This is a genomic window from Anaerostipes sp., from assembly GCF_018381315.1.
In the GTDB taxonomy this organism is placed as follows: Bacteria; Bacillota; Clostridia; order Lachnospirales; family Lachnospiraceae; genus Anaerostipes.
In genome coordinates this window covers 1-19,579 of the sequence record NZ_JAGZSD010000027.1, presented here as the reverse complement: position 1 = coordinate 19,579, position 19,579 = coordinate 1, and the positions used below count along the sequence as shown (strand labels likewise).

Annotated in this window: 14 protein-coding genes and 2 riboswitches; of the genes, 3 read left to right on the top strand and 11 right to left on the bottom strand. The window is 43.0% G+C overall.

The features are described 5' to 3' along the window. Positions 1-98: 98 nt before the first annotated feature. From KH180_RS15405 to KH180_RS15390, 4 genes are all read right to left on the bottom strand, one after another. The gene (locus KH180_RS15405) at positions 99-3,470 is read right to left on the bottom strand and encodes a response regulator (protein WP_290761888.1); all 3,372 of its coding nucleotides are present in this window, start codon (positions 3,468-3,470) and stop codon (positions 99-101) included. Continuing rightward, positions 3,467-4,744 (bottom strand): ABC transporter substrate-binding protein, encoded by a 1,278-nt coding sequence (locus KH180_RS15400; RefSeq protein ID WP_290761886.1) that lies wholly within the window; start codon positions 4,742-4,744, stop codon positions 3,467-3,469. Before KH180_RS15400 ends, KH180_RS15405 begins: the two co-directional genes overlap by 4 nt. Positions 4,745-4,886: 142 nt before the next feature. Then, positions 4,887-6,977 carry a PTS sugar transporter subunit IIC/EAL domain-containing protein gene (locus KH180_RS15395; protein ID WP_330624597.1) on the bottom strand — a complete coding sequence of 697 codons (2,091 nt, stop codon included), beginning with the start codon at positions 6,975-6,977 and terminating at the stop codon, positions 4,887-4,889. 21 nt (positions 6,978-6,998) lie between these two features. Next, positions 6,999-7,397 carry a DUF3783 domain-containing protein gene (locus KH180_RS15390; protein ID WP_290761884.1) on the bottom strand — a complete coding sequence of 133 codons (399 nt, stop codon included), beginning with the start codon at positions 7,395-7,397 and terminating at the stop codon, positions 6,999-7,001. 120 nt (positions 7,398-7,517) lie between these two features. On the opposite strand from KH180_RS15390, the gene KH180_RS15385 reads away from it, so the two are divergent. Continuing rightward, on the top strand, positions 7,518-7,838 hold the full coding sequence (locus KH180_RS15385) for a DUF1622 domain-containing protein (RefSeq protein WP_290761881.1): 321 nt from the start codon (positions 7,518-7,520) through the stop codon (positions 7,836-7,838). Here KH180_RS15385 and KH180_RS15380 read toward each other — a convergent pair. The 3 genes from KH180_RS15380 to KH180_RS15370 form a co-directional block, all read right to left on the bottom strand. After that, a complete protein-coding gene (locus tag KH180_RS15380; protein WP_290761879.1) occupies positions 7,835-9,013 on the bottom strand; it encodes an aminotransferase-like domain-containing protein in 1,179 nt (392 codons plus the stop codon). The two genes, KH180_RS15385 and KH180_RS15380, sit on opposite strands and share 4 nt — an antisense overlap. Positions 9,014-9,153: 140 nt before the next feature. Then, a complete protein-coding gene (locus KH180_RS15375) occupies positions 9,154-10,170 on the bottom strand; it encodes a nucleoid-associated protein (protein ID WP_290761877.1) in 1,017 nt (338 codons plus the stop codon). A 74-nt stretch (positions 10,171-10,244) separates the two neighbouring features. Beyond that, positions 10,245-14,039, bottom strand: a complete 3,795-nt coding sequence (locus tag KH180_RS15370) for a hypothetical protein (RefSeq protein WP_290761875.1) — start codon at positions 14,037-14,039, stop codon at positions 10,245-10,247. A gap of 200 nt (positions 14,040-14,239) precedes the next feature. On the opposite strand from KH180_RS15370, the gene KH180_RS15365 reads away from it, so the two are divergent. Beyond that, positions 14,240-14,980, top strand: coding sequence for a LytR/AlgR family response regulator transcription factor (locus KH180_RS15365; protein WP_290761874.1), 741 nt, complete (start codon positions 14,240-14,242; stop codon positions 14,978-14,980). A 54-nt stretch (positions 14,981-15,034) separates the two neighbouring features. Here the strand turns inward: KH180_RS15365 and KH180_RS15360 are convergent, their stop codons facing one another. Further along, the gene (locus KH180_RS15360) at positions 15,035-15,820 is read right to left on the bottom strand and encodes an anthrax toxin lethal factor-related metalloendopeptidase (RefSeq protein ID WP_290761873.1); all 786 of its coding nucleotides are present in this window, start codon (positions 15,818-15,820) and stop codon (positions 15,035-15,037) included. Positions 15,821-15,923: 103 nt separating this feature from the next. After that, positions 15,924-16,010: riboswitch (cyclic di-GMP riboswitch) on the bottom strand. Between the two features lie 200 nt (positions 16,011-16,210). After that, positions 16,211-16,301, bottom strand: a riboswitch (cyclic di-GMP riboswitch). Positions 16,302-16,523: 222 nt separating this feature from the next. Between KH180_RS15360 and KH180_RS15355 the strand changes: the two genes are divergently transcribed. After that, positions 16,524-17,186: an HAD family hydrolase gene (locus tag KH180_RS15355; RefSeq protein ID WP_290761871.1), complete on the top strand. Its 663-nt coding sequence runs from the start codon at positions 16,524-16,526 to the stop codon at positions 17,184-17,186. Positions 17,187-17,197: 11 nt separating this feature from the next. Here the strand turns inward: KH180_RS15355 and KH180_RS15350 are convergent, their stop codons facing one another. The 3 genes from KH180_RS15350 to KH180_RS15340 all read right to left on the bottom strand — a co-directional run. Further along, positions 17,198-18,028, bottom strand: a complete 831-nt coding sequence (locus tag KH180_RS15350) for a CPBP family intramembrane glutamic endopeptidase (RefSeq protein WP_290761869.1) — start codon at positions 18,026-18,028, stop codon at positions 17,198-17,200. Between the two features lie 3 nt (positions 18,029-18,031). Then, positions 18,032-18,940: a helix-turn-helix transcriptional regulator gene (locus KH180_RS15345; RefSeq protein WP_290761867.1), complete on the bottom strand. Its 909-nt coding sequence runs from the start codon at positions 18,938-18,940 to the stop codon at positions 18,032-18,034. Between the two features lie 161 nt (positions 18,941-19,101). After that, on the bottom strand, positions 19,102-19,579 hold a 478-nt coding region (locus KH180_RS15340; RefSeq protein WP_290761865.1), incomplete at its 5' end, for an electron transfer flavoprotein subunit alpha/FixB family protein.

The window sequence follows — 19,579 nt, the reverse complement described above, 5'->3', positions numbered from 1 at the left end:
CCTTCTGCACTAATTATATATGCAGAAAGAAAAAGAGATACAACCGGAAGTACTTGGATACCCCTGCCCGGACTCCCGCAGTATAAACGTTTTTATATTTATTTCTTCTCTTTTTTCTCAGCGTTCCCCGACAAATATCTGTAAACCAGCTGCTCTAACGCCTTTACATCAATCGGCTTTGCAAAATGCTCATTCATTCCTGCGTGCATAGCCTTTCTCACATCTTCCTCAAATGCATCTGCTGTCATTGCGATAATCGGAAGATGCTGCACATCCCCGCGTTTCATGGATCTTATAGCTTTTGTTGCATCATATCCGTTCATCCTTGGCATTTGGATATCCATCAAAATCATATCGTAATGGCCCTCTTCGGACTCTGACACTTTTTTCACAGCCTCTTCACCGTTAACTGCCTCTTCTACCTGTACTCCCATCTCTCTGATCAGGGTTCCAGCAATCTCTCTGTTAAGCTCATTATCCTCTGCCAGAAGAACTGTCTTGCCGGTATAATCCGGCTTTTCAGGCAGCCTTACAGGTTCTGAAAATGTTTTTTCCTCTTTTAATTCATTCAGGAGATAACAAATCTTTGAACAATAAAATGGTTTGGACAAAAAGCCTGTTACCCCGGCCTCCCTGGCTTCCGTTTCTATTTCAGACCAGTCATACGCTGTCAGAATAATCACAGGTACATCCTGCCCTGCCTCTTTTCTAATCTGCCGGGCGGTCTCCACACCGTCCATTCCAGGCATCTTCCAGTCAATCATCGCCAGCTTTACCGGATCAGCACTGTCTTTTGCATTCTTTACATATTCTACTGCAGATTCTCCGTCCGTAACAAAAGCTGTCCTAAGTCCCATGCTTTCAAGAAGTTCCGCTGAGTTCTCACAGGCCTGCCTGTCATCATCCACAATGAGACTGTGAATTCCAATCCATTCCTCGGGAATTTCATCCTGCTTCACATTCTGAAGCTGTAACGGAAGCGTCACTGTAAAAACAGAACCACTGCCCAGACTGCTCTTTACCTCAATATCACCGCTCATTAAATCGACAACATTTTTTGTAATTGCCATTCCCAGACCTGTTCCGATCATTTTACTGCCCGCAGAATCCACAGCCCGTTCAAAGGGCTGAAACAACTTCTCCAGAAATTCTGAACTCATTCCAATCCCTGTGTCTGAACAGCAGAATATATAATTTTCATAGCCTCTGCGGGAACTTTTTTCCTGTCTCACCTGGATATGAATGCTTCCTTCTTCCGGTGTATATTTCACAGCATTGCTCAAAATATTAATACATACCTGCCTGACGCGTAGAGGATCCCCGATAACTTTCTCGTTTTTCATGGAACTCATCTGGACCTTCAGATGAAGCTTCTTTTCGCCTGCCTGGGGCCTCACCAATTCAATCACATCCGCAACCAGCTCTGCAAAATTAAATGGCTCTTTTCTGAGGGAGAACTTACCGCTTTCAATTTTAGACATATCTAAAATATCATTGATAAGACTGAGAAGATGTCTGCTGGAAAGACTAATCTTTTCCAAACATTCTGAAATCCGCCGCCGGTCATCTATATGAGCTGCCGCAATGGCTGCCATGCCTAAGATTGCATTCATCGGCGTCCGTATATCATGGCTCATATTGGATAAAAACTGGCTTTTTGCCCTGTTTGCTTCGTTGGCATTGTCCAAGGCAGTCTGAAGTGCCTGGCGGTGCTGTTCTTCCTCATAACGCTGTTCATCAATACGCCGCGAAATAAGAACTGCCAGTTTATCCTCTGAATATGGATTATCCACATAAATAATCTGCGTTGAAGTCCAATGATACCTTCCGTCTGTGAGCATCTGCCGTGCTTCAAAGAATACTTCTGTTTTCTCCTCTCCCAAAGCACTTGACAGGTTATGAGGCTCAAAACGGCGTTTATATTCGCTTACATGGTCAGGATGTACGGTCGGCAGCATATCCGCAAAAAGCCTGCTGTAAGTCTTCTGCTCTCCCAGGCCAATCATCAGCCCCGGCTTAACATATGTAAAATTCAGAGTATCTTTTGTCAGATTCATACTGATGATAACAGGATAAGCATTTGAAATCGCTCCAACCAATGTGATGCGCTCCTGCAGTTTTTCTCTCTCAGCTGCCTCTTCTGCCAGCTTTTCATCCGTAATATCGTGGAAAGCTGCTACAAAAACCGGCACACCATTTTCATCAAATGTCCTTTCAAGGATTCCGGATGCCCAGAAGTAAGTTCCGTCCGCCTTCTGGATACGATTCTCAAAGATACTTTTCTGACCGTCCATATCTGCATTTCTTAAGATATCTGTCAGACCCTCATAGTCTTCCGGATAAACTACATGCTCCAGGAGTACCCCCTTTAAAGAATGATCCGAAGGATCATCCGGATACTGAAGCATACGCCGCCCCTGCCGGTTAAGCTGTATAAAATGATAAGGCTGATCCACAGAAATCAAAGCAATTCCTTCCGGAATGGCATTATATAGATTTTCTATATAATCTGCCTGATTGCGCATTTTTCTGTTGGCTCTGTTTGCATACCATAAATACGCAAACACAAGAAGGGCAATACCGAAAAGAATACATCCGATCAATTCCATCGAACGTCTGAGGATCTGGTTTGTCTGGGCATTTACCACATCCTTCGGTATAATAGAGATTACATACCAGTCCGACTCAAGTTTCAGCGGTGTATAACAAAATACAGTATCTTTCTGCTGATAATTAAAAACTGCCAAACCCGTCTGAGATGTTTTCAGGGACTCTGCAAACCGGGAAAGTCCTTCTGCGTCATTTTGAGCCTCCGGCAGCATATCGAACAGGTTCTTCATGGTCTTATTGCTGTTTGGGTGCGGTGACCGGATCAAGACATCTCCGTTTTTATTAATTACATAGGAAAATCCGGTGTCGTTATAGAAGGAAAGGCTGAAACTGTCAACAATACTTTTAACTTCATATTCCTTAAGAAGATACCCCTTTGTTCCATCCTTCAGTTCCACGCCTACAAAAAGATGAAATACATTGAGACCGCTTACACTGCTGATATGAGGATCAATCATTCCCTTATTCTTATCAGATTTAAGCAGCATCTTCCGGGCCTGCTCATCTGGTTTTGTCCCGGCAGGCACACAAGTCCCATCCGGCAGATACAGACTGACACCCGTTTCTGCATGGGCATAGTTGCTGAGAGTCTCTTCCAGATGCCGGCTGTCGCTCTTTGAAAACTGTTTCAGATATTTTGAGAGCCTGCCCAGAGATTCATAATCATCCTGAAGCTGGACTTTCAAAGCATTGCAGCCCTGCTGCGTTGACTCTTTGATTGTACTGACAGACTGTTCCCAGAGCTGGCTTTTGACACCCTGTATAAAAAGAAAAGTAAGAAAACTTAGGATGATACCGACGAAAACTGCTGCAAGAGCAATTTTTCGCTTTATTTTTCCGGATTTTTTCTCCCTTTTCATTGCATTTCCCTTTCTTTCTCCGCCTGCCGGTCCATACTGTTCAGAACAGACTTCAGAGGTTTCCCTAAAAGAAGCTGTTTTGATGCATCTGCCGTCAAATTCCAAATTGGAAGTTTCAGCAAACTGTCCGTTCCAATCACAGTTTTTCCGGTCTTATAGCATTCTGCCAGCGGCTGGACTGTTTTAACAGAAGACGGTGTGCCTTCCTTCAGCGGACTGAAAGAACACTGCTGGTCAGCAAATCTCTGAATATTTTCTGCCTGTGTAAAATATTCTACAAATTTTTTTGCAGCCTCTGCATGACGGCTGTCCGCATTCACACTTAAACGTGTATCAGCGTTAATAACCAATAATGAACCGTTCTCCAGCAGAGGGAGCGGTTCAACTTTAAATTCAAAATCAGGATTCATGGCCCCGGTTCTTCCTGCTGCCCAGGCACCAGTAAGCATAAACGGGGATTTCCCTTCTGCAAACTCCGCAAGATCATCTGAGGTCTTTTCCGTTTTTAACGCCTTTTCAGAATCCACATATCCTTTTTTGATCATCTGCTCTGCCAAAGAAAATCCTGGTTGCAGATACTTGCTCAGTTTCTCTTCTCCATTGTTCAGAGCCTCAAATACCTTAGCCTGATCATCCTCCTGATACAGAGAATAAAATCCCTTTCCAATCGCCAATGTTTTTAAGGAAATATCATTATTGGAAACAATCGGCGTTATGCCTTTGTCTGCAAAGTAACTGCATACGCTCTGCCATTCCTGTAAATTCTCAGGCACTTTCTGTTTATGTTCTTTCAGGAGATCCATATTACAATAAAGTCCAAAAACAGACACCGTCGTCGGCATCCAATAAACTTTCCCCTCATCATCCATCTGGCTGAGCATCTGGTCTGTATAATCTGAAATAGTACTGAGACCGGAAAGATCTGCCACCTGGCCCTTTTCTTTCAGTTTAAGCAGGATGTCATGATTCACCATAAATACATCGTCACCTTTTCCGGAAGCCATACGCTTTTCCAGCGCTTCAAAATACTCATTTCCTTTCAGGCTTTCATAAGACACCCTGATATCCGGATTCTCCTTCATAAATCCGGATATAATCTCTTCTATTACTCTGACATTCTCTGTCTCATATTTATTTCCGAAAAATGTAATCGTTGTGACATCCCCGGATGAGTCCTTATCATTGCTTACTGTACTTTTACTGCTGCATCCCCAAAGGAAAAGAGTGCACACCAGAACTGCAGCACAGAACCTTAGTTTCTTACTCTTTTTCATCCCCGTCTCCCCTCTTAAACAGTCCTGGTATCAGCATTTCAAAAATGCCGTCCCCAGCTTCTCTCATTCAACTCTGTTCATGTATATTTTAACTATAATTATACCATAGCTTCCCCTGTACAGCAACAAATGTTTTCCGCGCTTATTTAAGGAACGTCATTATAAATTCATCCAGCGGAACAGGTTTTCCATAATAGTATCCCTGGAAAATATCACATCCCATCTCCCGCAGCAGATCCCGCTGTTCTTTTGTCTCCACAAATTCTGCCACCACATGAAATTTCAGTGTCTTTGCCATCTCTGTAATGCCTGAAACAATATTTCTGGATCTTTCGTTGCAGAGAAGCTGCCTGACCAATCTTCCATCCAGTTTTACTTCTTCAAAGGAATAATCCTGCAGGTAAACCATAGATCCATGCCCCATTCCAAAATCATCCATACTGATCTCAATGCCGCTGTCCCTGATGGCTTCAAGCTCTCCGGCCACTTTGTCAGAATGATCCAGGAAAACACGCTCCGTAAACTCAAAAACCATCTGCTTCTTCTGAAAATCATAACCTGACAGCAGATTCAGCACATGCCTGCTCCAATCCTTCTGCTCCAGCTGGTTCGGTGAAATATTGACGGAAACTCTCATACTTTGATCTGAGACCTTGTTCATCTCCTGTATATCACTGCACGCTTTTTCAATAATAAAATTTCCAAGCTTCTCCAGCAGTCTGCTTTCATAAGCCAGCTGTATGATCAATGGCGGAGCAATATATCCGGCCACCGGATGATTCCACCGCAGCAATGCTTCGGCCCCGTAAAGACTCCCGTCACCGGCCATCTGCACCTGGTAATGGAGCTTAAGGCACCCTCTTTCCAATTCATTTTTCAGATCATACGCCAAAGTCCTGGCTGCATAGTTATGAACATAATCATCTGAGAGCAGCTTAGGTCTGTGACCCGTCTCATCCCCCTGATCCATGTCCTCCGTCATCTGCCGGACTTCCTCCTGAAAACTTTTCGTCTGCTTCATTTCACTGTACCGGATAAACGGTATGTAAATCAGCGTACCGATTACCAGGTTTACTGCCTGCAGCACACTTCCCGCTGCCGAGCCCGTTGCCTCATAGCCGCTGAAAATAACCGGCACTGTCCACTCGACTGATTTCGTTACATATGGCACCAGACCGGCCCACATGGCAAGGCTGCTGGTCAGCACAAATACCAGCGGGGTCACTATAAAGGGCAGAAACATAACAGGATTGAATATAACAGGGAATCCAAAGACTGCTACTTCGCTGATATTAAAAAGAACTGATACTCCGGCAACCTTTGCCAGTTTCCGGTTATGACTCTTTTTGGCTGCGATGATGAGAGCAAAAATAAGGCACAATGCAGCTCCGCATCCTCCCAGAAAAACAAATACATCCATAAAAGATTTAGAATATATCTCCGTAGGTGCTTTCCCGGCAGCCAGCAGCGCCTGATTTACCTGGACCCCCGGTTCAAACAGTCTTTTGGCCACTGCATCCAAAGTATTAGTTCCATGAATCCCAAAAAACCAAAGCATATGGGAAAAAAGAACGTACAGAAGTGCCCCGGTCAGATTGCCGGAAAGATTTCTGAATGCTTTCATAAAAAAGAAAGAGCCAAAATTGGTAATGTTGCTGACACCGGTCCACTGTCTAAGCAAAACCCCGGCACCGGCAAACAGCAGGGTGATGATAATAATCGGTGCCAGATTCAAAATAGACAGATTAAATAAATACTCCGCACCTACCGTATGGACTGCTTCGATCTTTTTGGCTGCCCTGACCCCGATATAAAAGAGGACGCAGGAAGCCAAAGTGATGCACATGGCTGTAAATACCCACTCCGGCCCGAAAATATATTCTTTATTTTCCTTAATCCCGCCGCAGAAAGCCATATAAGATACAACTGCCGTAACTGCGTAATAAAACGCTTCATTTGCCTCTGCCATCTTGCCAAAAGACAGGCTGATCGTAATCGTCAGGAGCAGTGCCAGAGACCCGAGTGTAATGTTATAGACAGACGTCAGAACAGACAAAATCCGCCCTCCCAGGAAATCGCGCAGAAATTCCTGATAAGGCGGATATGGAAAACTTTGAAATAAAAGTGCAAAAGAGCCCAAAATTAAAAAGGGGATAACTAATGTCAGCCCCTGCTTGATTGATAATACAGCAATCGATCTGCCCAGATTCCTTCGTTTTTTTAATCCCATCATTCATACAACTCCCGGAAAACTTTACTCTCCTGTCATCTGTTCATGTTCTTCTCTCAGATTCTCATACAGGGTAATGGAATCCCATGTTTGATTGGTGTCTGTCATGACAGCTTTCAGGTCAATCTTATCTAACTTTTCCTTCCGGAATCTGAGAATCAATTCATCGATCTCACGTCCGGTGAACCCCTTCATTACAAGCATCTCTTCTGCAAAGCCCGGACCGTCGTAAATACTGTCATCTGCCTCAGCGCCGGCCGCCCCGGCTAAAGCTCCAATAGGTTTTAAATAATCTTCCTTCTTAACATTTTTAATACGCACTCCCATGCGGATTAAAATATACTTAATCTTTCTTGCTCTGTCAGAGTTATCCAGATTATATAACAGTACAGCCTTTCCGCTGTTTCCTTTTCGTTTCAACATATACGCTCCTGCCTTTTCTTTATTGATATTCTTATTATACCATACTTGTATGAAATCTTACATATTGGTAAAAAATAATATCATTCTGATTCTGTTCAGCAGCAAAGAGAGGAGCAGTATATGACGGACCATTTTTTAACAGAAATTGTGATGCTCTGCATCCACATTCTGGAACTCTTTGGCATCTTTGTCATCGTATTCGGGTGCATCAAAGCATTTCTTCAATATCTTCGTGCGGGTTTCACCACCGAAGGACGGGATATTAAACTAGAACTCGCCAAGATCCTGGCCTTTGCACTGGAATTTAAACTGGGAGGCGAGATCCTCCGCACTGTCATCACAAAAAACATGAAGGAGCTTTATATGCTGGGTGCCGTAATCCTGCTGCGGTCTTTTCTGACACTTGTTATCCATTATGAAATTAAATTTGAATCTGATTAATAGACCTCCATCAGCTTTCCGAGCCTGCGGATACCTTCCCGGATCACTTCCGGCTCGGAGTTTGTATAATTCAGCCGGAACGTTGGCACCGGCTTTGTGTCATCCACATAAAACGGATTGCCCGGTACAAATGCAACCTTTTGTTCCATTGCACGGTCGAACAGCTCCAGTGAAGATTCCCCTTCCGGCAGAGATCCCCAGACAAACATGCCTCCTTTCGGCATCGTATAAGAAACACTGTCCGGGAAGAAATCTTCCATGGCCTGGAGCATGGCGTCACTCTGCTTTTTATAGAGGTCTTTGATCTTATCGATATGTCCGTTCAATTCATTATTCATAAGATAATCATATACTGCATACTGGGCAAAAATATTACTGTGGAGATCAGCTGCCTGCTTTGCAGTCACAAGATGCTCCATAAGTTCCTTATCCTTTGTGCAGATCCATCCAAGCCTCATACCCGGTGTGATGATCTTGGAAATTGTTCCAAAAAGCACACCCTTCTCAAGGCCAAAGGATGCAATATAGGGAAGTATCTCTCCTTCAAACTTAAGCTGTCCATATGGATCATCCTCAATCAAATAGGCAGAATAACGATTTAGCAGACTGCATAATTGTTTTCTCTTTTCCACAGAGTAGGTAAGTCCCGTTGGATTTTGAAAGTTCGGTACTGTATACAGCAGTTTCACATTTCGTTCTTTCAGAAGCTGTTCTAATTTTTCCAGGTCCAGTCCGTCATCCAACAGCGGTACCGGACAGAAATCCGGCTCAAACACTGTAAACGCCTGAATAGCTCCTAAATATCCCGGCTCTTCAATAGCCAGCGCATCCCCCGGATTGATCAGCACCTTTCCCATCAGATCCAAAGCCTGCTGAGATCCTGTGGTGATCAGTATATCATCCGCCTGTACATCCATCTGATATTCATCACGATATCTCCTTGCCACCCATTCTCTGAGAGGCTGATATCCCTCCGTACTGGAATATTGAAACACCTCATCTCCATATTGATCGATTACCCGTTCCATTGACTGCTTCAGGGCTTCTTTCGGAAAAGAAACAGGGTTCGGCAGCCCTCCTGCAAACGAGATAATATCATCCTGCTGGATGACTTTTAAAATTTCCCTTATAAAGGATGCCGGTGTCTTTAAGATTCTTTCTGAAAACTGTGTCATAATTATGTACCTCTTCTTTCCGTAACGATGTAAGAAAAGCCCTAAACCAGCAGCCCGGCTTAGAGCATCCTCCAATTTTTAATTTTAAATATTATAGTCCTTGTATATACATATGTCAAGAAAGCACTTCAGAGACGTTTCTACTTGATCTTCACCTGTTCAATGTTTTTAATAGTGATGACACTTCCGCCTCCCGGCTCTTCCCGGATCTCCACATTATCCTTGGTAATATACTCTTCCATAGGAATTTTGATCTCAATGCCGGAATCCGTCTCAAGGATTTGATATTCAAGCTTTTTAACCGTATTCTCTTTTGCGACTGTAAAAGTATCATACTGAAGGTCATAACGCTCGATCCGGTCATCAAACTCCTGTTTCTTTTCTGCACTTTCCCCAAAGATCCGGTCCCCGATCTCATTGATACGGAACTCATTCTTCTCCGCAAATTCTTCCCGGAGTTTGCTTTTTGCATCTAAACGGTTTTTAAGAGGTTCATGTTCATATCGGTTATTGATGTCTGTGATTACCTTGTTTAATATCTGAAATTTTTTCTTAGGTGCCATATCTGCATGGCACTGGAGAAACCGTTCCGAAATATAGTTGATCTTGTCCCCTGTGAGCATCTCATATTTCTTTTCCACAAGCTGTACCTTATACTCCAGAAGATCTACAATAACAGCTTCCGTAAGCTTTGCTCCGTCCATAGGCATGACACGCTGTTTTACGATATCATTGACCTCATTTTCTTCCTCTTTGTGCACATAAGTTTCCTTATAGTTCATTTTAAGAAATGCTAAGTGTACCAAACTGTAGAGCTGAAAACTGACAACAATCAAATCTGCTGCCGGTATGGTAACACTGTCACACATAATGTCATACAGGCTCTCTGCCAGAACCCGGCTGGCTTCCACAAAGCTTTCATCCTCTTGTTCCTCCATAGTCTCCAGGAGAGTCAGAACGGGAGACAGGTTTCCGTCAAACTGGCATTTCTTTGTATCATCACTTTCCAAAATCTTGAAAATATGCCCGCGCACAAATTCCATTAAGTCCGGCCCCATATCCAATAAATCATTGGACAGGCCAAGATATCCGTTGTGGCTATCTAAAATATGTATAATCCCTTTTCTGATGATAATGTCATCTCTCTGTATCTGCATGCTGCCCCTACTTTCTTTGTTGATATTTATAATGACATTATACTAAAAAATACGATTTCCTGCAAAAAGATTCTTCAGGCTTTCTTTTTCCGTACTCTCAGTATTCCGGCTGCCGCTGTGCCGCTGCCTGCTAAAATCAGGAGCAGGAATCCTCTGTCCGGATCTCCGGTTTTTTCATCCACTTTTTTTCTCACCCTTACCGGCTTTTTAGGCTTGCTGCGGGCGGTCTTACTCTGTCCCTTCCCTTTCTTTTCTTTGGTCTCTCCCTTATCTTTTGAATCAGTTGTTTCCCCGCCTTGCTGATATGTTTTCGGCAGAAAATGAATTACAGAATCCACTGTCTTTTCGGCAGAAGCATCCTCCAGCTTCGCCTGCATCAAAATCAGGATTTCTTTTTTCCCCTCGTTGACCTTCTGCACCGTCAGCTGCTGATTTTTTATTGCCACAAATCCTCTCCGGTCATTTGTCTGCCATGTAAGGTTTACAGATTCCGGAAACTCACCAAATTCTTTATCAAAGACCGACACTGTCGTTCCTGCCGAAGTCCCATATGGAATATAAACATGCTTCTTTATCATAGATTCTGCCTTTTTCAGAGGCATCATTTTATACAGTACCCTGATATTGACATCTTCATCTGCTTTCTCTGCTTTAAAAATATTCCTTTCTTTATCATAGGACAATATCCCTCCTTTGATTTCTGCCCTGTCAGGATCCAGTTCATATCCCGCATCCCCATAGGTTTGAAACTCAAAACTTTTTCCATGCGCAACTTTCTTTGGAGCCCCTTCCCGGAGCTTTCCATGGACAATATTGTATGTAATCAGATGTTTCCCCTCCGGAACTGTCACTTTGACTGCCTCACTGGCATTATATCTTTCATTTTCTTTATATCTGATCCAGTAAGTACCTGCCGGAAAAGTCATTCCTTTTGTATAAGGAATATAGAAACGGCCGTCTGTACTTACCTCCATCTCTTCCGTCAGGTTCAGAACCTTTCCGTCACCTCCGCCGAACTTTTCCGGTTCTATGCCGCTAAGTCCCAACGGCACGTCCCGATCTTCCTTTTCCGTACTTGTGCGGCTGACTGCTTTCAAAACAGAATTCTTTTTCAAAAGCTTAAAACCTTCGTTTTTAAGCAAAAACTTGTCGGAGATCAGACTTGTATTTCCGCCACGCACGGAAGTTGTAAGAACCGGATCTCCTTCTGTCAGATCGTCCCCTGTAACCTCCACCTGAATCGGTGTTTTAACCTCTATCGTTCCATTTATATATAAGGGCAGAGCATCAGATATTGCATTTTTCCGAAGCCTGAGTACTGACGCCCTGCTTCCTTCTGCTGTAAGCGAACCAATCTGAAACACATTCCTGATTCCTTTCTGAAAACTTAGAGAACTGCCTTTTTTAAGAATAATATTATTCTGGCAGCTGTCGTCCGAGTTCAGATTCGGATCTATGTTTGACGGGAATTCTATATAAGAAGCCGTTTCCTGGCCAAGGATCATCGTATCAAAAAAGCCAATCGTCCTGACCTGATAATAATTTGTCTCTGATCCATAGCCGTCCAGAACAATCTTCTTTTCTCCTCCCACAATGCCTGGAAGAGTTCCGTCCGCATAAATGGTTGTACCGGAGATATCCGTGTTCCGGACTGAAATTTCCACATCCTTTTCAACTCCTGCATTCAAGTTTGCTTCTGTATCTCCGCTCTTTGAATAGCTGCCTGCACCATATACTGTTCCTGCAGCCTTGCCTCCTTCCATAGATAAAGTTACCTGCCGCACCTTTGCGCTTGCCTCTCTGCTGCCTTCCGCTGATCCGCCGCCATACATATTTTTTATGACTGCGCTGTCTCCCAGAGTGATATGGATACTGCCTGCATCTGCACTTCCCATTGCAGCCGCCCTGCCGCCGCCAAACACAGCATAGGCTATCTGAGCGCTGCCCTTAACGTCAATATCAACGTCCTTAACCCCTGTCTCCGGCTTCAAAGCTGCACCTGCCGCATTTCCGCCTCCGTATATGTAATCTGCCTTTCCGCCCTCCATGACAATATTCACATTGCCCGCAGAGGCCTTCCCGGGCGCTGCACTGTAACTTCCTCCATAGATTGTTCCTGCAGTGCCTTCTTTCATACTGATGTATACATTTCCAACAGAAACATCAGGACTCTTCACCCCGGGAGCTCCAACTAAGTTCCCGCCGCCGTAAACAGAATAAATCTCTGCATTTTCTCCTATAAGAATCCTGGCTTCGCCACTCACTCCAGCATTCGCTTCCGCATTACTCTGATCTCCTCCCAGATATCCGCCGCCGTATAAATTCCGGAATGTTCCTCCCCTTAACTGGATCTTTGTCTCTGTCACAGGTGTACCTTTGCTTCCTCCATAGATGTCGATTGATCCTGATCCAGACTTTGTGTTCACTTCTTTATCTGTGGAAAACGCATGTCCGCATCCGTAAATCACAAGATTCTTTTTGGCGTCCAAAGATAAATTTTTTAAGGAAAGTGAACCCTTAAGAGATAAATCACTATTTATGCTTAAAACCGGCCTGCTCCCCTCTGTGCCTGAGATTACCGCATCTGTCGGGATTGAAAAGTTCTCCGGTATGGATATATCCCCTTTCAGATAGATTGTCCCGCCCTTTTTCAGATAACCAATCGCCTGCTGTATACTTCCAACCGGGTCATCTTTGCTTCCGGACGTGCCGCTGCTCCCTTCCTCTACATAGATCTCATCCTGCTTTGCTGATTCAGGAATCGTGACTTCCACCGGGATACTAAACACTGCATTACTCATAGGATTTCCATAGGCGTAAGCAATTTTCCACTGGATCGTATGTGTTCCTCCCAAAGAAGTGTCAATGGTATTCTCGGCTGTTCCTGCCGGATTCTTATATGATACTGCTGCATTTTTTAAAGAATCCGGATATGAGTCAAGGATCCAGTCCGGCTTCTGCCCGTCCTTTAAAATATCCGTTCCGTCACTGAGAAGCGCCTTCAGTTTTGGAGGTCCCGTAAACAAAGAGTGAAGTTCCAAAGGCCCAGCCGGTTCACAGGAAAGTTCAACAACTGGCTTTTGTCCTGAAATATTCTTTGTGCCTGTATATGACTTCAGCCACTGCTGCTCCTTACTGCCTGTAAAATCTATGTTCTGTCCGGACAGATTCACATTTTTAAGACTGCAAAGCCCTGTAAAATTAAAGCCTGACACTGCCGCAGATGAGGACAGTGTCACCTCCTCCAGCCCTGAGGCTCCGGACAAATCCAGATACCGATTCAGAGGACAGCTGTAAAAAGTATAAGCGGTAGTTGAAAAATGTGTCATGCTTTTCCCGTGATACGATATTTTGTTCAGCTTAGGAAGTCCATAAAACATAGCGTTATCCATAGATCTCAATGAGTCCGGCAGGCGGAGCTCTTCCAGATTTCCCAGTCCGTTCAATACCATTCCATCAAATTCTGCTGTGTTTTTTGGAAAACAAAATTCTTTCAGCTGCATTTGTGTAGAGCTTCCATAACTGTCCTGCCCTATTGTCCGGGGCACAGAAAAACTATCCCCCATTTTTCCGTCTTCCACTAATGCCTGGCTCAGATCAATAGAATCCGCGTGCTTCCATTTTGTTGACATATATTCAAAATCATCTCCTGTCAGCGGTTTGCTCCCTTTGACAAGAAATCCTGTATACTCTGTCATTGAACTGCCTGATGATGCTGTCTCTGATGCCTGCTTTAAAGTCCCGCTTTCATAGTCTACCGCCAGGATCTTTACCGCTGATCTGACATCTTTGCTTTCTGACGGTAAAAAAATCAAAATGCAGATCACAGTGCATAATAAAATCCCATAATTCATTAACCTTCTCTTCATAAAGCCTCTCCCCCATATTAACAATTTTCTCTGCCGCAGATGCATACCACTTGACAAGAAATTGACTTTCCCGACCCTTCTTGCTAAAATTATTTTAATATAAATCCTCACCGGAGGATAAACTGCACTTAATCAGCTGCTGTTTACACTGTTTTGACATAACATGTTCACTTTATATCATTAGGAAAAGAGGGGATTTTTTGCCTAACATCGCCATATGTGATGATGATCCCAGGGATTTAGATACGATTACAGAGTTTCTGAACGATTATGCAGAACTGCATCCTGACCTTGACATTTTTTTCGACCAGTATCTTTCACCCTGTGATCTTTTAGAAAATATCAGAACAAAACACTACGACATTTATCTATTGGATATTCTGATGCCTTCTTTTGGCGGAATTGAGGTCGGACAATCAATTCGTAAAAGAGATAATTCCTGTGCTATTATTTATCTTACAAATTCACCGGATTTTGCTGTAGATTCTTATGACGTAAAAGCGCAGTCCTATCTATTAAAGCCTTTAGACAAAGACCGCTTGTTTGCTGTACTCACAGATATCATGGATGAAATGGATCTTGACATCCGGAATCATTTCGCAGTACGTACAAAAAACGGTCTGGAGATACTGCCGTTTGGCAGCCTGGTTTCTGTGGAATACTACAAGCACCGCCTGTACTGCCGTTTGAAGGACAGAGGTCTCTTGGAAAGTATAACGGTACGAAACTCTTTTGATGAATTATCAAAACCTTTGCTGGCAGATAACCGCTTTCTTAAAATCTCTGCTTCTGTAATAATCAATATGAATTATATCCGGATTGTCGGGAGCAAATCTATGACCCTGTGGGACGGGACAAAATTCTCTGTCACAAGAACTTATAAGAATGCCCGTGAGACCTATATAGATTACATGTTAAAGAAAGGACGCATTTTCCTATGAAATGAAAAAAATCCGCCCGGATAACTCCGAGCGGATCTCTATAACCCCATTACCTTACATATCTGCAAGGACATTTTTGACATATTCATAAGCTCTTGGGCAGTGGCTCTTTAAAGAAGCTTTGTTCATGGAATACTCTTTGTACACTTCTGCAAAGAACTCTTTATTGTTGGATACTGCATATGCTTTGTTGTCGCCTGCAAATTTTCCTTTTTCCGCATTGTAGATGGCTCTGAACTCTGCTGTGGAATCTGCTCTGTTATTTACATATGCTACAAAATGACCTACCTCGTGAACTAAAACTCTGTTTACATTGCTTTTGATAACAATCTTTTTCTGTGATGGGCTGAACACTCCGTCTGCACCTTTCAGCAAAGAAGAATTAGGATTTGTCTCAATGGTCATTCCGACTCTGTTGAACTCATTGATCACTTTGTCATCAACAATTCCTTTTAACTGATTGATGTTTGCTTTCCCTGCCTGTGCAAGATCTGTTGTCTTAATGACTTTTTTGATTGTTGTTGTGGTTTTGACTGTTTTTTTCTTTGCTTTCTTTGTTGTCTTTACAACTACATTGGTCTGTACAGTCTCTTCTACTTTTTTGGATACGCTTGTGATTACCTTTTTAGAAGTTTTCTTACTTGTCTTTGTTGTAACCTTTGCACGTTTTACCTTTTTCTTTAACTTATATGTTTTGGTTTTAACTTTTTTTGATGTACTTGTTTTAACTGTTACTTTATTGGCAGCTGCTGATACAGACTTTGCTGACGGAACTGTGAGTCCGACAACAAGTAAAACTGCTAATGCACTTACCATAACCTTTTTGATTGCTTTTTTCATGACCATGCGCCTCCTCTATTTCATAGACACAAGCCATCGACCATTCAGATCTCTGGTACGAAAAAAGCAATCTGCTTCATTCATTACACATGAGCTTTTCTCATGCGGCAACCGGCTATCGTAATCTTTAAAAGATCTTAGACCCTTGGCTTTGTGTCACTACCTTTCGATAGTTTTACTAAAATATTAAATTACTGATTAATTAACTCATCATCTCTGATGTGATTCTGTGTAGAATATTAATTAATCCAGCTTTATGAAACTTGGAGCATCTATTCGGAAATGTATCTTCCAAATAAAAAAACCATCTGCAAAGTTATCCTTCACAAACGGCTGCACTTATAATCATATAAGATAGATAATTATTATCCATACACATTACATATATAATGTGGCAACCGGCTGTCATAATCCTCTCTCTGAGGACCTTAGACCCTTGGCTTTGTGTCACTATCTTTCAATAGTTTTACCGATGAATAATTCAATTGTAAAATAAGACCCAGTTACTTACTCTTATCTTAGTTTTATTATATGCCCGTTTTTATTATATGTCAATAGTTTCTCTTATTTTTTCATATTAATTTACTCTGAAACGAAAAAAAGAATTGATACAACATTTATGTTCTGAAACACTTATATTTATCATTGAAGTAAGACAACTTCTTCTAAATTATGATATGATATAAATAAGGAGGTATAAAACATGATTCAAGGCGTTATTTTTGACATGGACGGCCTGATGCTCGATACGGAGACTCTGGCCATCCCCGCTTGGCTTAAGGCTGGGAAGACATATGGTTATCCCATTACAGAAGAACATGTCAGGCACACTTTTGGCTTCTCAGTACCAGGAATGCAGGAATATTTTGCATCTCTGTTCGGAGATGATTTTCCATTTGAAAAAGCTCTGCAGATACGAAAAGATTATGTAAATGACTGGATCGATGAGAACGGCGTCCCGTTTAAACCAGGACTTTTGAAACTGCTCTCTTACCTGAAAGACAGCGGCTACAAAACTGCAGTTGCTACATCCTGCGATCTTGAGCGCGCTGCCCGCTACTTTCATCAGGGAGAGATCATGGATTTTTTTGATGCCATTGTTACCGGGGAGATGGTTCCGAGGAGCAAACCCTTTCCTGATATTTTTTTAAAGGCATCAGAAAGACTTGGACTGGATCCTTCTGTCTGTCTGGGGCTGGAAGACTCCCCTGCCGGACTGGAATCTATCTTTCGGGCCGGAATGACCGCTGTTATGATTCCTGACAAAATCCCCTACTCAGATGCGCTGAAACCATTTACCAAAACGGTATTTAAAGATCTCAGCGATGTCATAACTTATCTTGAAGAAACTGACGGTCCGGCTTAATCCGCTGTCCGTCAGTTCTTTTTTGCCTCAAGAAGCCGGCCCACATGATCCGTTTCAAAAAACATTTCTTTGTTTGCCAAAACGATTCCGGCAGCTGCCAGCGTAATGACAAACGTCTCCACACACTTTGTCTGCGGCGTCATAGCGATCTTTTCCTGAAAAAAGTTCACGACGATGTGAAAAAAGATACTTGCCATCATACTCCTGTTATTTTTTACATACACCCATGTTGTAAGAAATCCAAGCGGAATTACGCTTATAAAAAAATTCAGTGCATATCCTGTGCCCAGCTGCAAAAGTCCTGCCTGATAGGTCCCTTCAATAAAAAACAGGGGTATATGCCAGGCGGACCAGATGAAGCCAAACAGGACAGATTCCCAGAACCAGCTGCCGTACTGGGCGATAGCATCTTCTCCGTACCCTCTCCATCCCAGTTCCTCAATAACTGAAGCAAGAAGGATCGTAAGAAGGGCCGAACTGCCCTTTATAGAGAAAGAAAAGCCCTCAGCAAACGAAAACTGATCCAGACTCTGTCCAAAAAGCACAGACAAAAGAATTGACACTGCAGCAATACAGACAAACAGTACAAAAGCAGAAAGCAGATTCACAGGATGTATGCGGTAAAATCCGACCAGCTTTCGCTTCAGATCTGATTTAAGCGCCTTGCTTCCAGACAGAAAAACTGTCAGTACTGCAGTGGCTGCCGGGACACAAAGTCCCAGGAACATCCATGTCATTGCTGTCTCATTTTTTCTGCATAGTGCAGCTGCAATCCAGCATGACCATGTTAATATAAACACTGTCAGGTAAAAACGAATCGGTCGATATTGATATTGTTTCATAAGTTACACCTCAAGCTCAGGTTCTGAGACCTTTTCAATAATCAGTTCGCTTTTCATTCCGTTCAGTTCGATTATGCTGGCCTGGTCATTGATTTCGTCTTCTTTCATCGAAAAATCTTCCGAAGCGATGCCCTTCCTTTCATAATAAATGTGATTGCCTATGCCTTTTTTCACCGCAAAAAACTCCATGTGTTCAGGTACTGTGAGCCTGGAGGTTGCAGAAATCTGATTGATGTCCAGGCGTCCGCTGAGTCCCGCGCAGACAATGTTCATATCCACATTGCTGTTAATCTCTACATGCCCTGTCACATCATGCACAAATACTCTCTCAGTTTTCCCCGAAAATTCTATATTCCCTGCCTCTATATGCGCAAGCTCCAGCACAGAGGTATTTCCGGAAATCTCCGCCTCACCTATATACTGCTGCGGAATCCAGATAAGAATATCCAGTTCGTTTTTCGCTCTGGCTTCCGTCATGTTTCCAAACCGGCGGACATCAATATCTATTTTTTTCTTTACGTCATCAATACGGACTTTAAAGACTGACTGAATCTCCTCAATCTGATCCGATGCAAGGCGCACCCGAATCTTCTCGCCTTTATATCCGCAGAGTGATACTCTTTTTGCTCCTGAAAAAGTAATATCATAGTTTTTTCCGCAGTCAATATCATATTCCGTCACACTGTCATAGACATAATCTTTTTTTGTATGTTCACTTACTTCGATTTCCAGAAGCTCATCAATAGAAATATGGAACAGTTCTGCGATAGCCTTGACATTCTCGATATCAGGAATTCCTGCTCCGGTTTCCCACTTTGTCACCGCCTGCCGGGAGACCTTAAGCTTTTCAGCCATCTTCTCCTGAGACATTTTTGCCTGCCTGCGCAGGTCTTTTATTTTTTTAGAAAACATCTTATTTTCCTCCTCTGTTTTGATGGCCAAAGTATAGCAGTCAGATATCACTCTAACAAGCAACAGCTGTTTACATATGGTTTTTTTCTGCTACTTTCCGTAGCAAAAGAGGTCCTGCAGGGACGCAGGACCTCTTTTGTGAGTTTTATTGATGTATGAGATTATTTTACAACAGCTTTTAACTGTTCTGTAAGCATTGGAACGATCTTATTTAAGTCTCCGACGATACCGTAGTCAGCTACATCGAAGATCGGTGCTGTTTCATCTTTGTTGATGGCAACGATGATGTCAGCTTCTTCCATACCAGCCACGTGCTGGATTGCTCCGGAGATTCCTACTGCAAAGTATACATTCGGACGTACTGTCTTACCAGTCTGTCCAACCTGGATATCTCTTGGCTTCCATCCTGCGTCTACTACCGCACGGGAGCAGCTCACTTCTCCGCCCAATACTTCTGCTAAATCTTCTAAGATCTTGAAGTTTTCAGGGCTTCCAATTCCACGTCCGCCGGATACAAGGATGTTGGCATCCATGATGTCTACAACGTCTGTCACTGATTTTACAACTTCCATGATCTCAACATATTTGTTGTCCGGAGTAAATCCAGGATTGTATTCGATCACTTCCGCTTTTGCACCT